This is a genomic window from Actinomyces sp. oral taxon 170 str. F0386 (assembly GCF_000195595.1).
In the GTDB taxonomy this organism is placed as follows: domain Bacteria; phylum Actinomycetota; class Actinomycetes; order Actinomycetales; family Actinomycetaceae; genus Actinomyces.
In genome coordinates, this window is record NZ_GL882518.1 from 1 (window position 1) to 16,258 (window position 16,258).

Annotated in this window: 12 protein-coding genes and 1 pseudogene; 4 read left to right on the forward strand and 9 right to left on the reverse strand. The window is 64.2% G+C overall.

Annotation, left to right across the window (positions count from 1 at the left end; genetic code table 11):
• Positions 1-48 precede the first annotated feature (48 nt).
• A pseudogene (locus HMPREF9056_RS14550) lies at positions 49-537 on the forward strand (DUF6318 family protein); the annotation flags it as partial.
• 135 nt (positions 538-672) lie between these two features.
• On the opposite strand, the gene HMPREF9056_RS03165 reads toward HMPREF9056_RS14550, so the two are convergent.
• The 5 genes from HMPREF9056_RS03165 to HMPREF9056_RS03185 all read right to left on the reverse strand — a co-directional run bounded on the left by HMPREF9056_RS03165 (position 673) and on the right by HMPREF9056_RS03185 (position 7,146).
• Positions 673-3,069, reverse strand: coding sequence for a hypothetical protein (locus HMPREF9056_RS03165; protein ID WP_009402731.1), 2,397 nt, complete (start codon positions 3,067-3,069; stop codon positions 673-675).
• A 463-nt stretch (positions 3,070-3,532) separates the two neighbouring features.
• Positions 3,533-3,925, reverse strand: a complete 393-nt coding sequence (tagD, locus tag HMPREF9056_RS03170; protein ID WP_009402736.1) for a glycerol-3-phosphate cytidylyltransferase — start codon at positions 3,923-3,925, stop codon at positions 3,533-3,535.
• Between the two features lie 273 nt (positions 3,926-4,198).
• Positions 4,199-4,588, reverse strand: coding sequence for a hypothetical protein (locus tag HMPREF9056_RS03175; RefSeq protein WP_009402737.1), 390 nt, complete (start codon positions 4,586-4,588; stop codon positions 4,199-4,201).
• Between the two features lie 163 nt (positions 4,589-4,751).
• Positions 4,752-5,927, reverse strand: a complete 1,176-nt coding sequence (locus HMPREF9056_RS03180) for a branched-chain amino acid aminotransferase (RefSeq protein WP_009402738.1) — start codon at positions 5,925-5,927, stop codon at positions 4,752-4,754.
• Between the two features lie 169 nt (positions 5,928-6,096).
• Positions 6,097-7,146 carry a 3-isopropylmalate dehydrogenase gene (locus HMPREF9056_RS03185; RefSeq protein ID WP_009402740.1) on the reverse strand — a complete coding sequence of 350 codons (1,050 nt, stop codon included), beginning with the start codon at positions 7,144-7,146 and terminating at the stop codon, positions 6,097-6,099.
• Between the two features lie 122 nt (positions 7,147-7,268).
• Between HMPREF9056_RS03185 and HMPREF9056_RS03190 the strand changes: the two genes are divergently transcribed.
• Together HMPREF9056_RS03190 and HMPREF9056_RS03195 are read left to right on the forward strand one after the other, a co-directional pair.
• On the forward strand, positions 7,269-7,889 hold the full coding sequence (locus HMPREF9056_RS03190) for a TetR/AcrR family transcriptional regulator (RefSeq protein ID WP_009402742.1): 621 nt from the start codon (positions 7,269-7,271) through the stop codon (positions 7,887-7,889).
• Positions 7,886-9,136 carry an MFS transporter gene (locus HMPREF9056_RS03195; RefSeq protein WP_034513592.1) on the forward strand — a complete coding sequence of 417 codons (1,251 nt, stop codon included), beginning with the start codon at positions 7,886-7,888 and terminating at the stop codon, positions 9,134-9,136. Before HMPREF9056_RS03190 ends, HMPREF9056_RS03195 begins: the two co-directional genes overlap by 4 nt.
• An 82-nt stretch (positions 9,137-9,218) precedes the next feature.
• On the opposite strand, the gene ilvC is transcribed toward HMPREF9056_RS03195, so the two are convergent.
• From ilvC to HMPREF9056_RS03210, 3 genes are read right to left on the reverse strand one after another with little or no spacing between them, the layout of a single operon-like run.
• The gene (ilvC, locus tag HMPREF9056_RS03200; protein WP_009402746.1) at positions 9,219-10,250 is read right to left on the reverse strand and encodes a ketol-acid reductoisomerase; all 1,032 of its coding nucleotides are present in this window, start codon (positions 10,248-10,250) and stop codon (positions 9,219-9,221) included.
• Positions 10,251-10,259: 9 nt separating this feature from the next.
• Positions 10,260-10,772: an acetolactate synthase small subunit gene (gene ilvN / locus HMPREF9056_RS03205; RefSeq protein ID WP_003784785.1), complete on the reverse strand. Its 513-nt coding sequence runs from the start codon at positions 10,770-10,772 to the stop codon at positions 10,260-10,262.
• A gap of 5 nt (positions 10,773-10,777) precedes the next feature.
• Positions 10,778-12,562, reverse strand: coding sequence for an acetolactate synthase large subunit (locus HMPREF9056_RS03210; RefSeq protein ID WP_034513594.1), 1,785 nt, complete (start codon positions 12,560-12,562; stop codon positions 10,778-10,780).
• Positions 12,563-12,792: 230 nt separating this feature from the next.
• On the opposite strand from HMPREF9056_RS03210, the gene HMPREF9056_RS03215 reads away from it, so the two are divergent.
• A complete protein-coding gene (locus HMPREF9056_RS03215; RefSeq protein WP_253269911.1) occupies positions 12,793-14,625 on the forward strand; it encodes an aspartate:alanine exchanger family transporter in 1,833 nt (610 codons plus the stop codon).
• Positions 14,626-14,710: 85 nt separating this feature from the next.
• On the opposite strand, the gene HMPREF9056_RS03220 is transcribed toward HMPREF9056_RS03215, so the two are convergent.
• Positions 14,711-16,021: a threonine/serine exporter ThrE family protein gene (locus HMPREF9056_RS03220; RefSeq protein WP_009402751.1), complete on the reverse strand. Its 1,311-nt coding sequence runs from the start codon at positions 16,019-16,021 to the stop codon at positions 14,711-14,713.
• Between the last annotated feature and the right edge of the window lie 237 nt (positions 16,022-16,258).

Genomic DNA, 16,258 nt, shown 5'->3' on the forward strand with positions numbered 1-16,258 from the left:
ACCGGAACGCCCGAGCAGACCAGCACAGGCTGAGCGCACCAGTCGACCCGGGCCGAGCAGGGCATCGCCGACGCCAACGCCTCGGCGACCGCCTCCCGAGAAGCCGCCCTGACACCCGAGCTGCGGGCCCAGCGCGACGCCGCCCTGGCCGAACCCGCACCCGCCAAACCTGCGCACATGGACGAGGAGTCCGCACGAGGTGCCACCGGCAGCGTCTACTACTTCCTCGACCTCTACCGCTACGCCTTCATGACCGGCAACACCACCGAGCCCGCCGCTATGAGTGATGACCAGTGCAAGTTCTGCCAGTCCACCATTAACGACACTAACGATATTCACAGCAAAGGGGGGTGGGCTGACAAATGGGATCAGGAAATCGTTAGCGCAACCTATTACGAAAAACTGGAGGGCTACGACTACAACAGAATTAAAGTAGTCATCAACTATGGAGCAACAACTTCATACCCCAAGGCCGGAGCGCAGCCACAGTCGCCAGAACCTATTAACGGTCAGATCCTTAATTTTGGAGTGCATCACCTACCTCGCCGACAGCTCCGAAGAAGCCCAATGCCACTGAAATCCGCAGGCCCCCGGGCAGGGCCTTGGGATCTCAGAAAGACGCGCAGGAGTGAGCAGTCACATCCCGAAGCACCGTCGACGTCAGACCGCACATCAGATCTCGTCGCGCTGGAGCAACCCAGTGAGGCGCGCACAGGCTCCGTCGTCGAGCAGGACGAGGTCCTCGGGGGCAACGACTCGGCCGGAGACAACATCCTCCACCGCCCGATGAACCTGCTCGGAGGTCTCGACACAGACGGCGCCAATAGCCTCGTGGCGGGCCCGGTAGTGGTCGGTGTCAGGCCGGCCGTGGGGATCCCACACGATGCCGACGCAGCCGGCGAGCATACCCTCGTCGAGGACGGAGGACCGGTCGGAGACGACGGCCCAGGAACGAGCCAACGTCTCGGGCAGCTCGCGGCCGGTGACGGCGGGTATACCCAAGGCCTTGAACCACTCGGGCGAATTGAGAGCGAACTTGGGGTGGGCGAAGAGAACAGCACGGCGGTCTGCCTGGATCAGGCTAGCGGCCAGCTCGAGCCATGGTTGGTAGAGCGCATTGAGGAGCCCGACAGCGTCGGGTTCTTTCTCCAGGGTGCGCGAGATCTCGGGATCCCAGGTGGGAGCCAGGACAATCCGGTCCCGCTCCTGCCCCAGGAGGCTGTAGAGGTGGTCGTGGCGGGGAAATCCGGTGCGCCAGACCTCCCGGTCGGTGAGTGTGTAAGAGGTGTGGTCCGCCGTCATTCCCACCTGCTCAGGCACCGTGGCGCACACGACGACGTCCAAGCGGACGCTGTTGAACCAGCGCCACATGTCGCGCATGGTGACGCCGTGTTGGAGGAAGACGACACGCTGGTCGGGGCCAGTGCCCTCATCGGTGAGTCGATCCTTGATGAGTGGGTCGTCGATGTCGGACAGAAGGATGGTCTCAGCACCGCTCCAGGCGGCATCGAAGCCCGGACCGGTCGGATCCAGGAGGACGAATCCGTCCTGTGCAAGCCGGTCCCAGTCCGGGCAGGTGCGTTCGATGACGAAAATGTGCCGGACGTTAGGGGCATGGGTGCGGGCGTAACGGTACAGCGGTTCCGCATTGTCGCCGGCACTGTTATGGCGGTCCATGTAGAGCCAGGTGCGGGGCCAGTCGGTCGGGGACGAGGCCGTGTACGGCGACGGCGCGGACGACGGCACCAGGGAGGACTCAGAGGAGGACACTGTTGAGACCGACGATGTACTGGCGCGCTGCAGCTGGTCCTCAGTACTGCTGCGACCGAGGATCCCGGCCAGACGCCGGCGCAGCCCGGACGACAATGATCCATGGCGATGATGATCTGGGATCGTCTCAGGCGGCTCGGGAGCGCCCCGTTCCGACACCGCCGGGAGCTCCTGACCATTGATGACGACAGCGATCTCGCCCTTGGGCAGCCAGACGATGCGCTCGTGGAGCACGACCTCGTCGAAGCAGCGGTGATCGACCGTCTTGGCGCTGGTTGGCTGGGCGAAGTCGCCATCTACCTTCCACTGCTCCACCGGCTCGGCCCCGGTATAGAAGTAGAAGGCCTTCTGGTCGTTGCGGAATCTGCGCCCCGAGGACAGAATCGGCGCCGGCATCGGACCCGCGGCCATGGATACCAGGGCCGCGCGACGTCCCAAGGCCAATGGTGTGGAGCAGTACGCCTCAATCTGTGCTGCGGGAACACGCTGGGTAACGGCACGCAGAAGCCTGGCTACCTCGACACGCTCCGCAGAGGCGAGCCCGGCCGAGGGATAACGCAGCCCCCGGTCAGCCTCGGTGACCTGGATGAGGCGGTGGATGATGAGCTGGTAGACCCAGGCGGGAGGAGGATCGTCAGCCTGCAGCCATGCCGGGAGGAGCGAGCCCAGCAGGTGGCGGTAGTGGCCGACTCTCCCCCAGGAGTCGAGGGACGACGTGTCATGTCGGACGACGGCAGGGCCGGTGTGGAGGCCGAGACGATTTCCTGTGGCCACGATGTGAGCGATAAGCCCACTCAAACCGCAATTCTCGTCATTGCCGCCGGAACCATCGGATTCCTCGATGCCGCCCAGCGCCCCCTGCCCGCCCCAGTCCTGCAGACCTCGGCGGGGCACGGTAACTACGGTGCCACTGATGGTGTCGGGAAAGATGTAGGGCTCTACGGCCAGGTCCGCGATGCGGCTGCCGTGGTTGAAACGCCACTGCAACCGGTCGTCTCGGCTGCCGTCAGAACCGACGACGACGGACGGCGTCAGAAGGACCCCGACGGCGTCGCCTGAGTCGCGCTGGGCCAGAGAGGCGAGATAGCCGGGCTCGACCCGGTCTCCTGCCCTCAGAAACAGAACCCGGGTACCGGCGCTTAGCGGTCTGAGGACCTGGGTCACCGCCGTCGGATCAGGGCAACCGATAGGGATGATCCCGCCTCCCGGCAGATCCTGCTGAAGCGAGTCGAGCGTGTCCTGACCACCTGCGGAACCGATGATGACGACGTGCAAGGTCTCGGTGCTGCGGGCGTTCATGAGGCGGGCATCTCCGTTTCGTGGGGCGGTCCCCAATGATCAATGGTGGACGTCGCCAGCACCTCTGTGTTGGAGATATCCCAGGTGTGTCCGAAAGTCGTTCCACGCCGCTGGACGAGCCCCCGCTGGGAGACCGAATAAATACGGACGCCAGTACGCAGACAGTCATTGAGAAAACCGACCTCCTCACTACGGCGCTTTCCAGAACAACCGACACCACGCACCAGGTCCTTGCGAGCCGCCAACACAGGCCTGAAGACGAAGGTCGCATAGCAGTGCTCCCACCCAGCGAAGCACGACAGCGCCAGCGAGACGTCGAGCAGCCTCTCGCGCAGGCCCCTGGCCCTGGCCGGGTGGCCACCCTCACGCGCTTTAGCAGCGGCGCAACGCACGAGCCTCGTGGCGACTGACAACTCCCGCAGACCAAAGAAAGCACGGCTGATCCTTCTGGGGGCAGCATCCCTCATCGCAGGCGCATGTCGTTCTTGATCTGGGCCGTCGAGACCTCAGGAGTACGGGGAAGGTAAACGATCTCACACAGCCCCTCGAGCTGGCAGTCGAACTCTCCTCTCCAGTCATCACCCATGACGAAGACATCAATGCCGTACTTGTCAACATCGTCGACCTTCTGCCCCCAGGTTAGCTCGGGCACCACAAGGTCAACATATCGAATGGCCTCAAGCATCGCTTTGCGCTCCTCGTAGGAGAAGTACGCTCGCTTCCCCTTTCCGGCATTGAACTCGTCGCTGGAGAGCGCTACCACCAGGAAGTCCCCCAGTGCTCGTGCACGCTTCAGCATCGCAATATGACCATAGTGAAGCAGATCATAAGTGCCGTAAGTGATCACACGCTTCATCGATCTACTTCCTGACTGGGAGACCAAGGGCCACCCACATGGCGACGTACAGGACAAACCGCCATGAGTATTGCCTAGTCGCGAGCCGATCTCGAAGGCGTCACAGAACCGATGCGATACTGATATATGGTTGATACATATTAACTTCTCCCATAGCCAGCCCCGGCGGAGTGATACCCGTCAGTCCAGGAAGCGCGCGATCCGACCTGGCTTCGAGGCCGGGACGTCAAAGATCGGCGCGGGATCCACCTCGGGCGGCACCCCGCTGTGAAGTCAGTTCACCGTGGCGGGGAGCAACTCAACGGCATTGGGGTGCTCGTTGAGGTAGGCGCCTACTCGGTCCTCGGCAAAGGCCTTGAGCAGGGGCGCGTCCGCATCGGCGTCGAGCAGGACGATGGATTGACCGTCCGCGGAGAGTGCCGTACCGGTGGTCGGCGCGGTCATGAACGTGATGTCATGACCGCGCAGGTGGCGTATCCCGAGGGCCAGGGACTGCATCCGGTCGATGATGAAGGACTCGTCCACAGCGACTGTCCGAGTGGCTGTCTTGAGGAAGGAGTAGAGCGCCGTGGGGCTCGACAGGGTGCCGCCGGAGACGACCTTTCTCACGATGGAGCGCTTCCAGAATCTGGAAGGGGAGTCCTCATCATGGAGCAATGGCATCACATCTTCTGAGAGCGCCTTGCCCGGAACTCCTATTTCCTAGGAATTCCGGGCAAAACCTTGCGAAACGAGATTCAACCGAGACTGAGGCTGCCTTCCTGCCATCGCCACCTCATATTCGCTGTATCGTTCTGCACGATCAGACGAATATCTTCCAGCGATGTCACACTCGAGGCGGTACGAGCTGGTACATCCACCCGTAGGGATCCTCGGCGTGGCCGGCCTGGATGGACGTGAGCCGGTCGTGGATCTGCCGAGTGACCTCACTGCCCTCGATCCGGGCGTCGAACCCCTCTCCCTTGAGGTGGCCAAGGGGCACGACAACGGCGGCGGTGCCGCAAGCGAAGACCTCACTGACCCGACCCGACTCGATGTCTGCGAGCAGCCCCTGAAGGCTGATGGTGTCCTCAACAACACTCCGACCGGAGTCGCGCAGCAGACGGATGATCGCGCTGCGGGTAGAGCCTTCCAGGATCGTCCCTGTCAGGCGCGGGGTGCGCACGGTCCCGTCGGCATCAACCACCATGATGTTCATGCCGCCGAGCTCTTCGAGGTTCCTCTGTGAAACGTCATCCAGGAAGCAGACCTGGTCGCACCCCTGAGCGTAGGCCTCCTGCTGGGGAAGCAGGGAGGAAGCATAGTTGCCGCCGGTCTTGGCCGCCCCTGTCCCTCCGCGCCCGGCGCGGTGGTACTCGGTCGTCACCCAGATGGAGATGGGCTCAAGGCCGTTGGTGAAGTAGGAACCCGAGGGAGAGGCGATGACGTAGTAGTCGACCACCTTGGAGGGGCGCACGCCGAGGAAGGCTTCGGAGGCGAAGGCGAAGGGGCGCAGGTAGAGGGACTCCCCCTCCCCTGAAGGCACCCACGCAGCGTCGGCGCGTACCAGGTCCACCAAGGAGGCGACGAAGTCATCCTCGGGCAGCTCGGGCAGTGCCAGGCGACGAGCGGAGGCGTTGAGTCGAGCCGCATTGTAGCGGGGCCGGAAGGTCCACACCGAGCCATCATCGTGCCGGTAGGCCTTGATGCCCTCGAAGATCTCCTGGCCGTAGTGGAGCACGGCGGTGGCCGGGGACAGACTGAGCTCGCCGTAGGGGACGACGCCATAGTCGCCCCACCCCTCGCCCTGCGTCCAGCGAGCGTGAGCCATATGGTCGGTGAAGTAGTCGCCGAAGTGAAGGTTGGCCAGCACCCCCGCGCGCTCATCCTCGGCGACGGGCGAAGGGTTGGCGGTCAGGGGGAAGCGACCCGCAATCGCGTCGGCCTTGGGAACGGGGACCTCGGCCGCACGAGCCAAGGAGGTGGATGCGAAGTCGGTCGAGGTGGCGTCTGTCTCGGGCATAGGACCACCCTACCGCCGAGGCCACCACCCGGACACGACCTTCCCATATCCTGGCGGATAGATTCCGCGAGCTGGCTTTCCATCTCAGGCGCCTCGCGTACCCTCACCGGGCCTTTCGGTCACGCTTCGGCGACGAGGACGGCCGGGGCGCCTCGATGCGGCGATGCACTCACCCTTGGACCACGGCGTTGGCGATGGCGTCACCGATCTGGCTGGTTGTGCGCTCGGCGCCATCACCACGCGCGGCCATGTCGGCCCTGACGCCCGTCTCGACCCGAGCAGCGGCTTCAGGCAGTCCCAGGTGGTCGAGCATGAGGGCGACGGCACTGATCGTGGCGGTCGGATCAGCCTTGCCCTGCCCGGCGATATCCGGGGCCGAGCCGTGCACGGGCTCGAACATGGAGGGGAACGTTCTCTCCGGATTGATGTTGCCCGAAGCGGACAGGCCGATGCCGCCGGTGACGGCACCGGCCTCATCGGTGAGAATGTCACCGAAGAGGTTGTCTGTGACGATGACGTCGAAACGTCCCGGATCGGTCACCATGTAGATGGTGGCAGCGTCCACGTGGCAGTAGTCGACGCTGACCTCGGGATACTCGGCACCAACAGCCTCGACGGTGCGGCGCCACAGGTCACCGGCGTGGACGAGCACGTTGTGCTTGTGGACGAGCGTGAGGTGCTTGGCCGCCCTGGCCTGCGCCTTGGCGAAGGCGTAGCGGACCAGACGCTCCACCCCGTAGGCCGTGTTGATACTGATCTCAGTGGCGATCTCGTGCGCCGTGCCCTGCCGCACCACTCCCCCGTTCCCGCAGTAAAGGCCTTCCGTACCCTCACGTACCACGACGAAGTCGATGTTGCCGGGATCAGCCAGCGGCGTGGGCACTCCCGGATAGTAGACCGAGGGCCGCAGGTTGACGTAGTGGTCCAGGGCGAAGCGCAGGCGCAGAAGCAGCCCGCGCTCGAGCACACCAGAAGGGACGGAGGGATCGCCGACGGCGCCCAGCAGGATCGCATCATGCTCCTTGATGGCCTCAAGATCGTCATCGGTGAGGGCCTGCCCGGTGCGGTGCCAGCGCTCGGCCCCCAGATCGAAGGCGGTCGACTGGATCTCGATTCCGGTTCCCTCCAGGACCCGATCGAGAACCTTGAGCCCCTCGGGAACGACCTCCTTGCCGATGCCGTCACCCGGGATTACTGCCAGCTTGATGGTCTGCATCATGAGGCCACCTTAGAGCATGATCACAATACGAGACAAATAATCCGCATAATGGAATGCTTGTACTCGTTTTTCGACCGATGGTCGGTTAGTCTTGCTCCAACCAAATACGTCTAGGAGGAGTCATGCCGCGCGCCCACCGTCCCACTGCGCAACGTCGAGAGGAGATTCTCGACGCGGCACACGCCCTGTTCACCACCAAGGGTTTCCAGCCCACCACCATGGAGGACATCCTGAGGGTCGTGGGCATCGCCAAGGGGACGCTCTACTACCACTTCCCCAGCAAGGAGGAGATCCTCAATGCCCTCGTCCTACGCATCGTCGGCCAGGTCGAGCAGCGCGCCCGTGAAATCGCGGCCTCATCCTCTCCGGCGGTGGACAAGCTCATGGCGATCATGGCGACGATGCGGGTGAAGGAGACCGAGACCGAGCTCGTCGAACAGTTCCACGCACCGGGGAACGCGGAGTTCCACCTGCTGTCTATCACAGCGATGATCGAGCATCTGACCCCGGTCCTCACCGATGTCGTCGCCCAGGGAGTGAGGGAAGGATTTTTCACCACGAGCAGGCCCTACGATGCCATCGAGCTGCTTCTGAGTGCCTCGGGCATTCTCCTGGACCACGACATCCTGGACACCGGCCCGGATAAGCTCTCCCGCCGCAGAAACAGCCTCATCTGGGCGACCGAGACACTTCTGGGCGCCCGGCCCGGCAGCCTGTCCATCCTCATGGAGGCCGACTCGTGAAACGTGTGAGTCTGCTCGTTCTAGGATCTTTCATCAACTCGCTGGGAACGGGGCTGAGCGCCTTCGGACTGGCCGTCGTCATGCTACGCACCCATGGAACGGCCTCCTCGGTATCAGCCGTCCAGATGAGTGCCTTCGCCCCCATCGTCCTCCTAGCCCCCTTGGCCGGAGCTCTTGCCGACCGCTACGACCGCCGCCTCATGATGATCATTGGAGATGCCGGTTCAGTGCTCGGCCTGGGCATCATCCTGACGGCTCTGTCCTCGCCCCGCCCCTCCCTGGCCTGGGTCTGTACGGGAGCCATCCTTTCCTCCTGCCTGGCCGCGCTCACCGAGCCCGCGCTGCGGGCCAGCGTCACCGACCTGGTCACCGAGGAGGACTACGTACGCGCCTCCGGCCTCCTCCAGCTCGCGTCTGCGGCCAAGTACCTCCTGGCCCCGGCAGCAGCAGGATTTCTCATGCCGCTTGTCGGCGTTCGGGGGCTCGTCCTGCTTGACACCAGTACCTGTCTGGTCACCGTGGTGTGCACAATGACAGTGCGCCGCGCCCTGGCTGCAGATGCACCGCAGCGCGCAGCGACCCAGTCCGGCGATGACCACGGCTTCCTGGCAGGGTGGAGGACCATCGCCGCCTCCCCCGGCTTGCGCACCCTCGTGACGCTTATGACCCTGGCGACCCTCGCTGTCGGCGTCATTCAGGTCCTCATCAAACCGATCCTCCTACCCACCGTGAGCACGTCTGAGATGGGCGTCATCGAGACCGTCGCAGCCACCGGTATGCTTGTGGGGGCGGCACTGGTCACCGCCTGGAAGAGCGCGCAGCCGACGACGCTGCTCGCAGCGGGCCTGGCCGGCTCCGGCGCCGCCATGGTGCTGGTTCCTCTGGGGCCGGGAGCCTGGTGGATGGCCGCCTGTGGGTTCCTCACCTTCGCCAGCCTTCCCCTGTCCCAGGCCGGTGCGGAGGTCCTGGTGCGCACCCGGGTCGACAACGCTCGGCAGGCACGGACCTGGGGCACCATCAGCCTGGTGACTCAGATGGGCTACCTGGTGGCATACCTGTGCTCCGGAGTAGTGGTCGACCGCGTGCTTCAGCCCCTCCTGGAACCAGGGCAGGCACTGTCGACCAGCATCGGAGCCGTCATCGGCACCGGTCCGGGGCGCGGAGCCGCACTGCTCGTCGGCCTCATGGGCCTGGTCATGGCCCTGGTGGCCCTCGGCGTCCACCTCCGACGCCGCCGACTCACCTGAGCCCAGGGGCAGCTGAGGCAAATGGGGGTGCCCCGACGAACTGAGTCGTCGGGGCACCGCCGTACGTCAACCTCAGCAGGCCTCAGCGGGCCACAGAGCCCTCGGTGTAGTCCTTGTCGACGTCGGCGCGCCAGGCGAACATGGAACGCACCTCACGGCCGGTGGCCTCGATCGGGTGGCCCTCACCCTCGGCGCGGAGCTTCTTGAACTCCGGGGCACCGGCCGCCTGGTCGTCCATGAAGCGCTTGGCGAAGGTCCCGTCCTGGATGTCGGCGAGGACCTCCTTCATGTGCTCCTTGACGTCGGGGGTGATGACGCGTGAACCGGAGACGTAGTCGCCGTACTCGGCGGTGTCGGAGCAGGACCAGCGCTGCTTGGAGATGCCTCCCTCGTTGATGAGGTCGACGATGAGCTTCATCTCGTGGCAGACCTCGAAGTAGGCCATCTCGGGCTGGTAACCGGCCTCAACGAGCGTCTCGAACCCGTACTGAATGAGTTTGGAGACACCACCGCACAGGACGGTCTGCTCACCGAAGAGGTCAGTCTCGGTCTCCTCACGGAAGGTGGTCTTGATGGCTCCGGCACGGGTGCCGCCAATAGCCTTGGCATAGGACAGGACAAGGTCCCAGGCGGTGCCGGTGGCGTCCTGCTCGACGCAGACGAGAACCGGAACACCACGTCCCGCCTCGAACTCGCGGCGCACGGTGTGGCCGGGGCCCTTGGGGGCCACCATGACGACATCGATGTCCGCAGCCGGCTTGATGTAGTCGAAGTGGATGTTGAAGCCGTGGGAGAACAGCAGGGCGGAGCCCGTCTTGATGTTCGGCTCGATCTCCTCACGGTAGAGGGCGGCCTGCACCTGGTCGGGGGCCAGGACCGTGATGACGTCGGCCCAGGCGACCGCCTCGGCGATCGGCTTGACGGGCAGACCGGCCTCCTCAGCCTTGGCCGCGGAGGACGATCCCTCGCGCAGGCCGACAACGACCTCCACGCCGGAGTCGCGCAGGTTCAGAGCGTGAGCGTGCCCCTGGGAACCGTAACCGATGACGGCGACCTTCTTGGACTGGATGACGGACAGGTCGGAATCGTCGTCGTAGAACTTCTCAGCTGCCATGATTGCTTCTCACTTCTCCTTGAGTTGATCGGTGATGGATCGTGGGCCGCGCGTGATCGCCACGGCACCGGACTGGACAATCTCTTTGACGCCGTACGGCTGGAGAGCCGTCAGCAGAGCCTTGACCTTGGATTCTGAGCCGATGGTCTCGATGACCACCGACGTGGGGGCGACATCCACGACGTGGGCACGGAACAGGTCGACGACCTGGAGCACAGCGGTGCGGTTGGCGTCGTCCGCATGCACCTTGATGAGGTAGAGCTCGCGCTCCACTGAGGTGTCAGGGTCCAGCTCAACGATTTTAAGGACGTTGACCAGCTTGTTGAGCTGCTTGGTGACCTGTTCCATGGCCAGCCCCTCGGCGTCGGCGATCACCGTGATGCGAGAGATGTCCTCGTGCTCGGTGGGCCCCACGGCCAGGGAGTGGATATTGAAGCCCCGACGCGTGAACAGCGCCGAGACCCGGGTCAGAACACCGGGCTTGTTCTCCACCAGGACGGACAGCGTGTGCTTCTCACTCACGGCGCTCACTCCTCTTCCCACACCGGGCTCATGCCGCGGGCGTGCTGGATCTCATCATTGGATACCCCGGCGGCAACCATGGGCCACACCTGGGCATCCGCAGAGACGATGAAGTCGACGACGACGGGACGATCATTGATGGCGTTGGCCTGGGCAATGACATCATCCAGGTCCTCCAGGCGCTCACAGCGCAGCCCCACGGCCCCGTAGGCCTCGGCCATCTTGACGAAGTCGGGGACCCGCGCCGTTCCGGCCCCGGTATGCAGATCAGTGTTGGAGTAGCGCTGCCCGTAGAACAGCGTCTGCCACTGCCGCACCATCCCCAGTGAGGAGTTGTTGATAACTGCGACCTTGATCGGGATGTTGTTGAGAGTGCAGGTCGCCAGCTCCTGGTTGGTCATCTGGAAGCACCCGTCCCCGTCGATGAGCCACACAGGGCGGTCAGGGCAGGCCTCCTTGGCACCCATGGCGGCAGGCAGGCCGTACCCCATGGTGCCGGCGCCAGCCGAGTTGAGCCAGGTATGGGGGCGACGGAAGGTGAGGTAGTGTGCCGCCCACATCTGGTGCTGCCCCACGCCTGTGACCCAGATAGTGTCCTCGGAGGCGGCCCGATCGAGGTGGGTGATGACCTCCTGAGGCTGAAGCAGCCCATCGTCGGTGTCAGTCCAGCCCGCGGGATAGGTGGCCTGGATGCGCTCGACCTCACGGCGCCACGGGGCGATGTCCACCCGTCCCTCGGCGGTGACGTGGTCATGGAACTCTGCGGCCAGGGCGGGGACAACGTCGGCCAGGTCGCCGACGATCGGGACGTCTGCCGTGCGGATCTTGGAGATCTCAGCCGGGTCGACGTCGACGTGGATGACCGACGCCTTCGTGGCGAAGGTGTCGGGCCTGCCGGTGACCCGGTCATCGAAGCGGGCTCCCAGGCAGACGATGACATCGGCGCGCTGGAGGGCTCCGACGGCGGCCACGGTGCCGTGCATGCCGGGCATCCGCAGGTTGAGCGGATGCTCGCTGGGCATGACGTCCAGCGCGGTCAGCGTGGTGACGAAAGGGGCTCCGATGAGGTCGATGAGCTCGGTGAGATCCTCAGAGGCCACCTGAGCACGGTTCAGGCCACCGCCGAGATAGAGAACGGGGCGGTCGGCTGCGGCAATCACCTCAGCGGCCTGGGCCAGGCGCCGCTGGTTGGGTTTGCTGGGAAGACGGTAACCGGGCAGATCCCGGGCCGGAGGCCACACGAACTCGGTGAGCCCCTCCTGGGCATCCTTGGAGATGTCGACGAGGACGGGACCGGGGCGCCCGGTCGAGGCGATGTGGAAGGCCTCAGCCACACGCGGGACGATGTCCTCCGGGCGGGTGATGAGGAAGGAGTGCTTGACAAAGGGCATCGTGGCGCCGACGATGTCGGCTTCCTGAAAGGCGTCCGTCCCGATTCCACGGCTTCCAACCTGCCCGGTGATGGCCAGCATCGGCACCGAGTCCATGTGCGCGTCACCGATCGCGGTGATGAGGTTGGTGGCACCGGGGCCCGACGTCGCGACGCAGACCCCGGGACGTCCAGTGACCATGGCATACCCCTCAGCGGCATGACCAGCTCCCTGCTCGTGGCGCACCAGGACGTGGCGGATCTTCGTCGAGGCCAGCAGAGGATCATAGAAGGGCAGGATGGCGCCACCCGGCATCCCGAAGATGTCTGAGACACCAAGCTCCTCCAGTGCGCGCACCAGGGCCTGGGCGCCTGTCATGACCCGTTGATCCTGACGTGCGGGAGCGTCATCGCGTGCCATCGCTCGCTCTCCTTGTCCGTGCTTAGCGTCCGGCGACCTGCCGGGTAATGAACGTTAGATCAGTGTTCGCAGAGAGTCATATCGAGACACCCATGATCTCACATTGTGGAATCACGGAGGTGTCGGAGTCACGGTTGGCCAGGTCCTCACGACGTCATCTCCGGGTGGGAGCCCCCGGACCTTGGTACGCCACAAGTTCCTTCAGAGATGACACAATGCTCTTGTTACTCATGACAAACATCCGCTGCGTCACTTTCAGCGGCAAGACGGAAGGGCGGCACAACGACGTGGTCACCACTGTCCTGGACTATCTGTTAGACAACCCGGTTGTCATTGTGCTCCTCATGGTCGGTGCCGGGTTGCTGCTCTGGCGCGCCAAGCGCAGGAGCATACGCATTCCGGCAATGGCCCTTCTCGCCTGCAGCACCGCCCTCCTGGCTTGGAAGGTGGCGCACGCCAATGTCCTGCACCACCTGTCCGGGAACGTGGTTCTCACCCTGTTCCTTCTGGTCGGAGCCGGGATGCTGCTCGGACACGTCAAGGTCAAGGGAGTGAGTCTCGGGGCGGCGGCGGTCCTGTTCTGCGGCATCGCGTTAGCGGCCTGGGGAGCAGCCGCCTCCACCCCCATTGAGGTTCCCAAGGAGCTGGGAACCCTGGGGCTGGCAATCTTCACTTTCGCCATCGGCATCCAGTCGGGGCCGAACTTCTTTCACGTGATCCGAACCGCCGGTGGACCGCTGGCGATCCTCCTGAGCGTTCTGGGCGTCGCGGCTCTGACCGCCGTGGGCGTGGGACGCCTCCTCGGTCTCAAGGCGGCGATGATCGCAGGGGCCTTCGCCGGTGCCGTCACAAACACGCCGGCCCTGGCGGCGGCCGGAAACGCCGCATCATTGGCCGGCGACAAGGGCGGGCCGGGTGATGCCACCGTGGCCTATGCCGTCACCTACCTCTACGGCGTCATCGGGATGCTGTTCTTCTGCCTGCTGGCGCTGCGCTACCGTCGAAGCGACAAGGACACTCCTTCCCCACTCATCAACCGCACCATCCGGGTGGAGCGTGAGGACGGCCCTCTTCTGGGCAATATCGTCGAGACCATCTCAGGGCAGCTGCGGTTCTCCCGCCTGCGTCGCGGTGAGAGGGGGCCGATCACCCGACCGACGAATAAGGATCGTCTGCACAAGGACGATCTCATCACCGTCGTCGGCACGCAGGAAGCCGTCAACCAAGCGATCAAAGCCGTGGGGCACGGCTCGTCCCACTCCCTCATCGAGGACCGCAAATACCTCGACTTCCGCCGCATCACGGTCTCAGACCCGAAGCTGGCCGGTCGAACGATCGGTGAGCTCGACATTGACAACCGTTTCGGGGCAACAATCTCACGTGTGCGCCGCGGCGACGTCGATATGGTGGGGACACCGGAATTGGTGCTTCAGCAGGGTGACAGGGTTCGCGTCGTCGGCCCGACCGGCCGCATGAAGGAGATCTCGACGTATTTCGGCGACTCCTCGCGCGGCTTGTCCTCCATCAACCCCGTGGCCCTGGGCCTGGGCATGGCCCTGGGCATCTTCATCGGTGAATGGAAGTTCCTCACACCCACTGGTGCTACCTTCTCCATCGGGTCGGCCGCAGGCACGCTCCTGGTTGGACTCATTTTCGGCCGTATCGGCCGCATCGGAAGGTTCGTGACCGCCATGCCCTTCACCGCGACGGCGGTGCTCTCGGAGTTCGGGCTCCTGGTCTTCCTGGCGCAGGCCGGCACCAAGGCGGGCGGAGAGATCGCGCACGCATTCACCGGTGGTGACTGGTGGAGGATCTTCGTCACCGGCTTCCTTGTCACTACCATCGTGGGCCTGGGGATCTACGTCTCCATGCGATGGGTAGTCAAGATGGGTGGAACCCGTCTGTCCGGCCTCATCGGCGGTGTTCAAACCCAGCCGGCGATCCTGGCCTTCGCCAACGAGCGCACCGGCGCAGACCCCCGGGTGGCGTTGGGGTATGCAATGGTCTATCCCGTGGCGATGATCGTCAAGATCTTCATTGCACAGGTCCTCGGCGGCCTCTGAGACTCGTACGTCTCCGGAGATCAATGGTCGCATGTTGTCCGCCCCGGGCCACCCCCATGTCTACTGAGACGCGAGACGCCTGGCGTCAGTCGTCCTGAGCCCGCACCGCCATCTCAACCTGAGCGCGAGGCAACGTGATGTGCCCGGAAGTGGCGACGTCGTGACGCCAGTTGTGATCGGTGATGATACGTGCCAGGGCAAGCCCCACGCCAATCGCCGTGATGACGAAGAAGACCTCAGCCAGGTTCGTGGCCGCGTCGCCGACGTCAACACCCTTGTCCACAGAAAGCGTGTTGAGCGCCGAAATAGCCCGATAGAAGGGAACGCCTGGGATCATGATGACGACCGCAGGCACCGAGAGCGCCACCCGGGACAGGGAGGCGCGGGACACGAAGAGCTGGGCCAGCAGGCCGATCGTGACCGCGGCTAGCCCTACGGCGAGCTGCCACGGCACATGGAAGACGTCGATGAGAAGGAGTCTCCCGGTATTGGCCAGGGCACCGACAACAGCGGCAAGGGCACTGGCCTTGGCACCTGCGTTGAACAGCACGGCGAATCCGTAGGCGGCGATGAAGGAGCAGAAGCAGCGCAGAACGTACAGGAGCGGACCATCAAGTGTGGCCCCACTGGCCGCCGCTACATCCCAACGAAAGATGAAGGTCACCGTCCACACGGCAACACCTGCGGCCGCCATGACCATGAGCACGTACGCACTGCGCGACAGCGCCGAGGAGAAGTCCTGACGGAACAGGTCGAGCATGGCGGTAACCATCGGAAAACCTGGAATGAGGAACAAGATGGCTGAGATGATGCCGCCCTGGTGATTGCCTGTCACCACGCCTGCAGCGTCGAGCGCGGTCACAATGCCCATATAGGTGCCGGAGGCTACGACTCCGCAGACGAGCCACGTGAAGAAGTGCTGGTAGTGGCGCTCAAGCATCTGCCGGCGAATGAACTGCCCAAGGAAGGCCGCCACGAGCACGGTTAAGCATTCGACCAAGCCCCCTTTATTGAGGAAGCAGAATCCCGCACAGGCCACACCAGAGGCTGCGGCATTGGTGAAGGCGCTGTACCGGGCATGCATCTTCTCGACCTGCGCGAGCTTAGCCTCAAGGTCTTCAACAGTTTCATGCGCTCGCAGGTCATGGACGATCCTCCGCAGAGCTTCCAGCCGGTCTACATTGACCCCGACACGACGCACCTCATTAGCCTCAGTACGGAACCGGTTGCCGACGTAGGAGGACGTGACGATCTCTGTCATCGTCACAGTCGCCTCGTGGCGGTCAAGGCCGACGGCGGAGGCTGCCCTGGCCATGGAGGACTTGATGCGGTATGAGCCGGCACCAGCAGCGAGCATGAGGCGCCCGAGATGCAGCACAACGTCGGACTGTTGCATGAGCCGGTCAGTGTCAAGGCTCCGCTCATCGCTGCCTGGACGGGTCGGAGGGATGTCGGTGGCATTCACGGAGACAATGGTGCACCGTTTGAAGGCCCTGTGTCAGATCATCGGCGGACACAACACTGCGTCGACAACAACTGACGCGGTGAGAGGACAGACGGCGGAGGGCCTATGAGATCCTTCCTGGATCTCATAGGCCCTCCGGGTGGTGTGTGCTCGGTGGTGTCCTACTCT

Coding starts and splice junctions, on each gene's coding strand:
- HMPREF9056_RS03165 (WP_009402731.1), bottom strand. CDS start 3,069: ATGAACGCCCGCAGCACCGAGACCTTGCACGTCGTCATCATCGGTTCC.
- tagD (WP_009402736.1), bottom strand. CDS start 3,925: ATGAAGCGTGTGATCACTTACGGCACTTATGATCTGCTTCACTATGGT.
- HMPREF9056_RS03175 (WP_009402737.1), bottom strand. CDS start 4,588: ATGCCATTGCTCCATGATGAGGACTCCCCTTCCAGATTCTGGAAGCGC.
- HMPREF9056_RS03180 (WP_009402738.1), bottom strand. CDS start 5,927: ATGCCCGAGACAGACGCCACCTCGACCGACTTCGCATCCACCTCCTTG.
- HMPREF9056_RS03185 (WP_009402740.1), bottom strand. CDS start 7,146: ATGATGCAGACCATCAAGCTGGCAGTAATCCCGGGTGACGGCATCGGC.
- HMPREF9056_RS03190 (WP_009402742.1), top strand. CDS start 7,269: ATGCCGCGCGCCCACCGTCCCACTGCGCAACGTCGAGAGGAGATTCTC.
- ilvC (WP_009402746.1), bottom strand. CDS start 10,250: ATGGCAGCTGAGAAGTTCTACGACGACGATTCCGACCTGTCCGTCATC.
- HMPREF9056_RS03210 (WP_034513594.1), bottom strand. CDS start 12,562: ATGGCACGCGATGACGCTCCCGCACGTCAGGATCAACGGGTCATGACA.
- HMPREF9056_RS03215 (WP_253269911.1), top strand. CDS start 12,793: ATGACAAACATCCGCTGCGTCACTTTCAGCGGCAAGACGGAAGGGCGG.
- HMPREF9056_RS03220 (WP_009402751.1), bottom strand. CDS start 16,021: ATGCAACAGTCCGACGTTGTGCTGCATCTCGGGCGCCTCATGCTCGCT.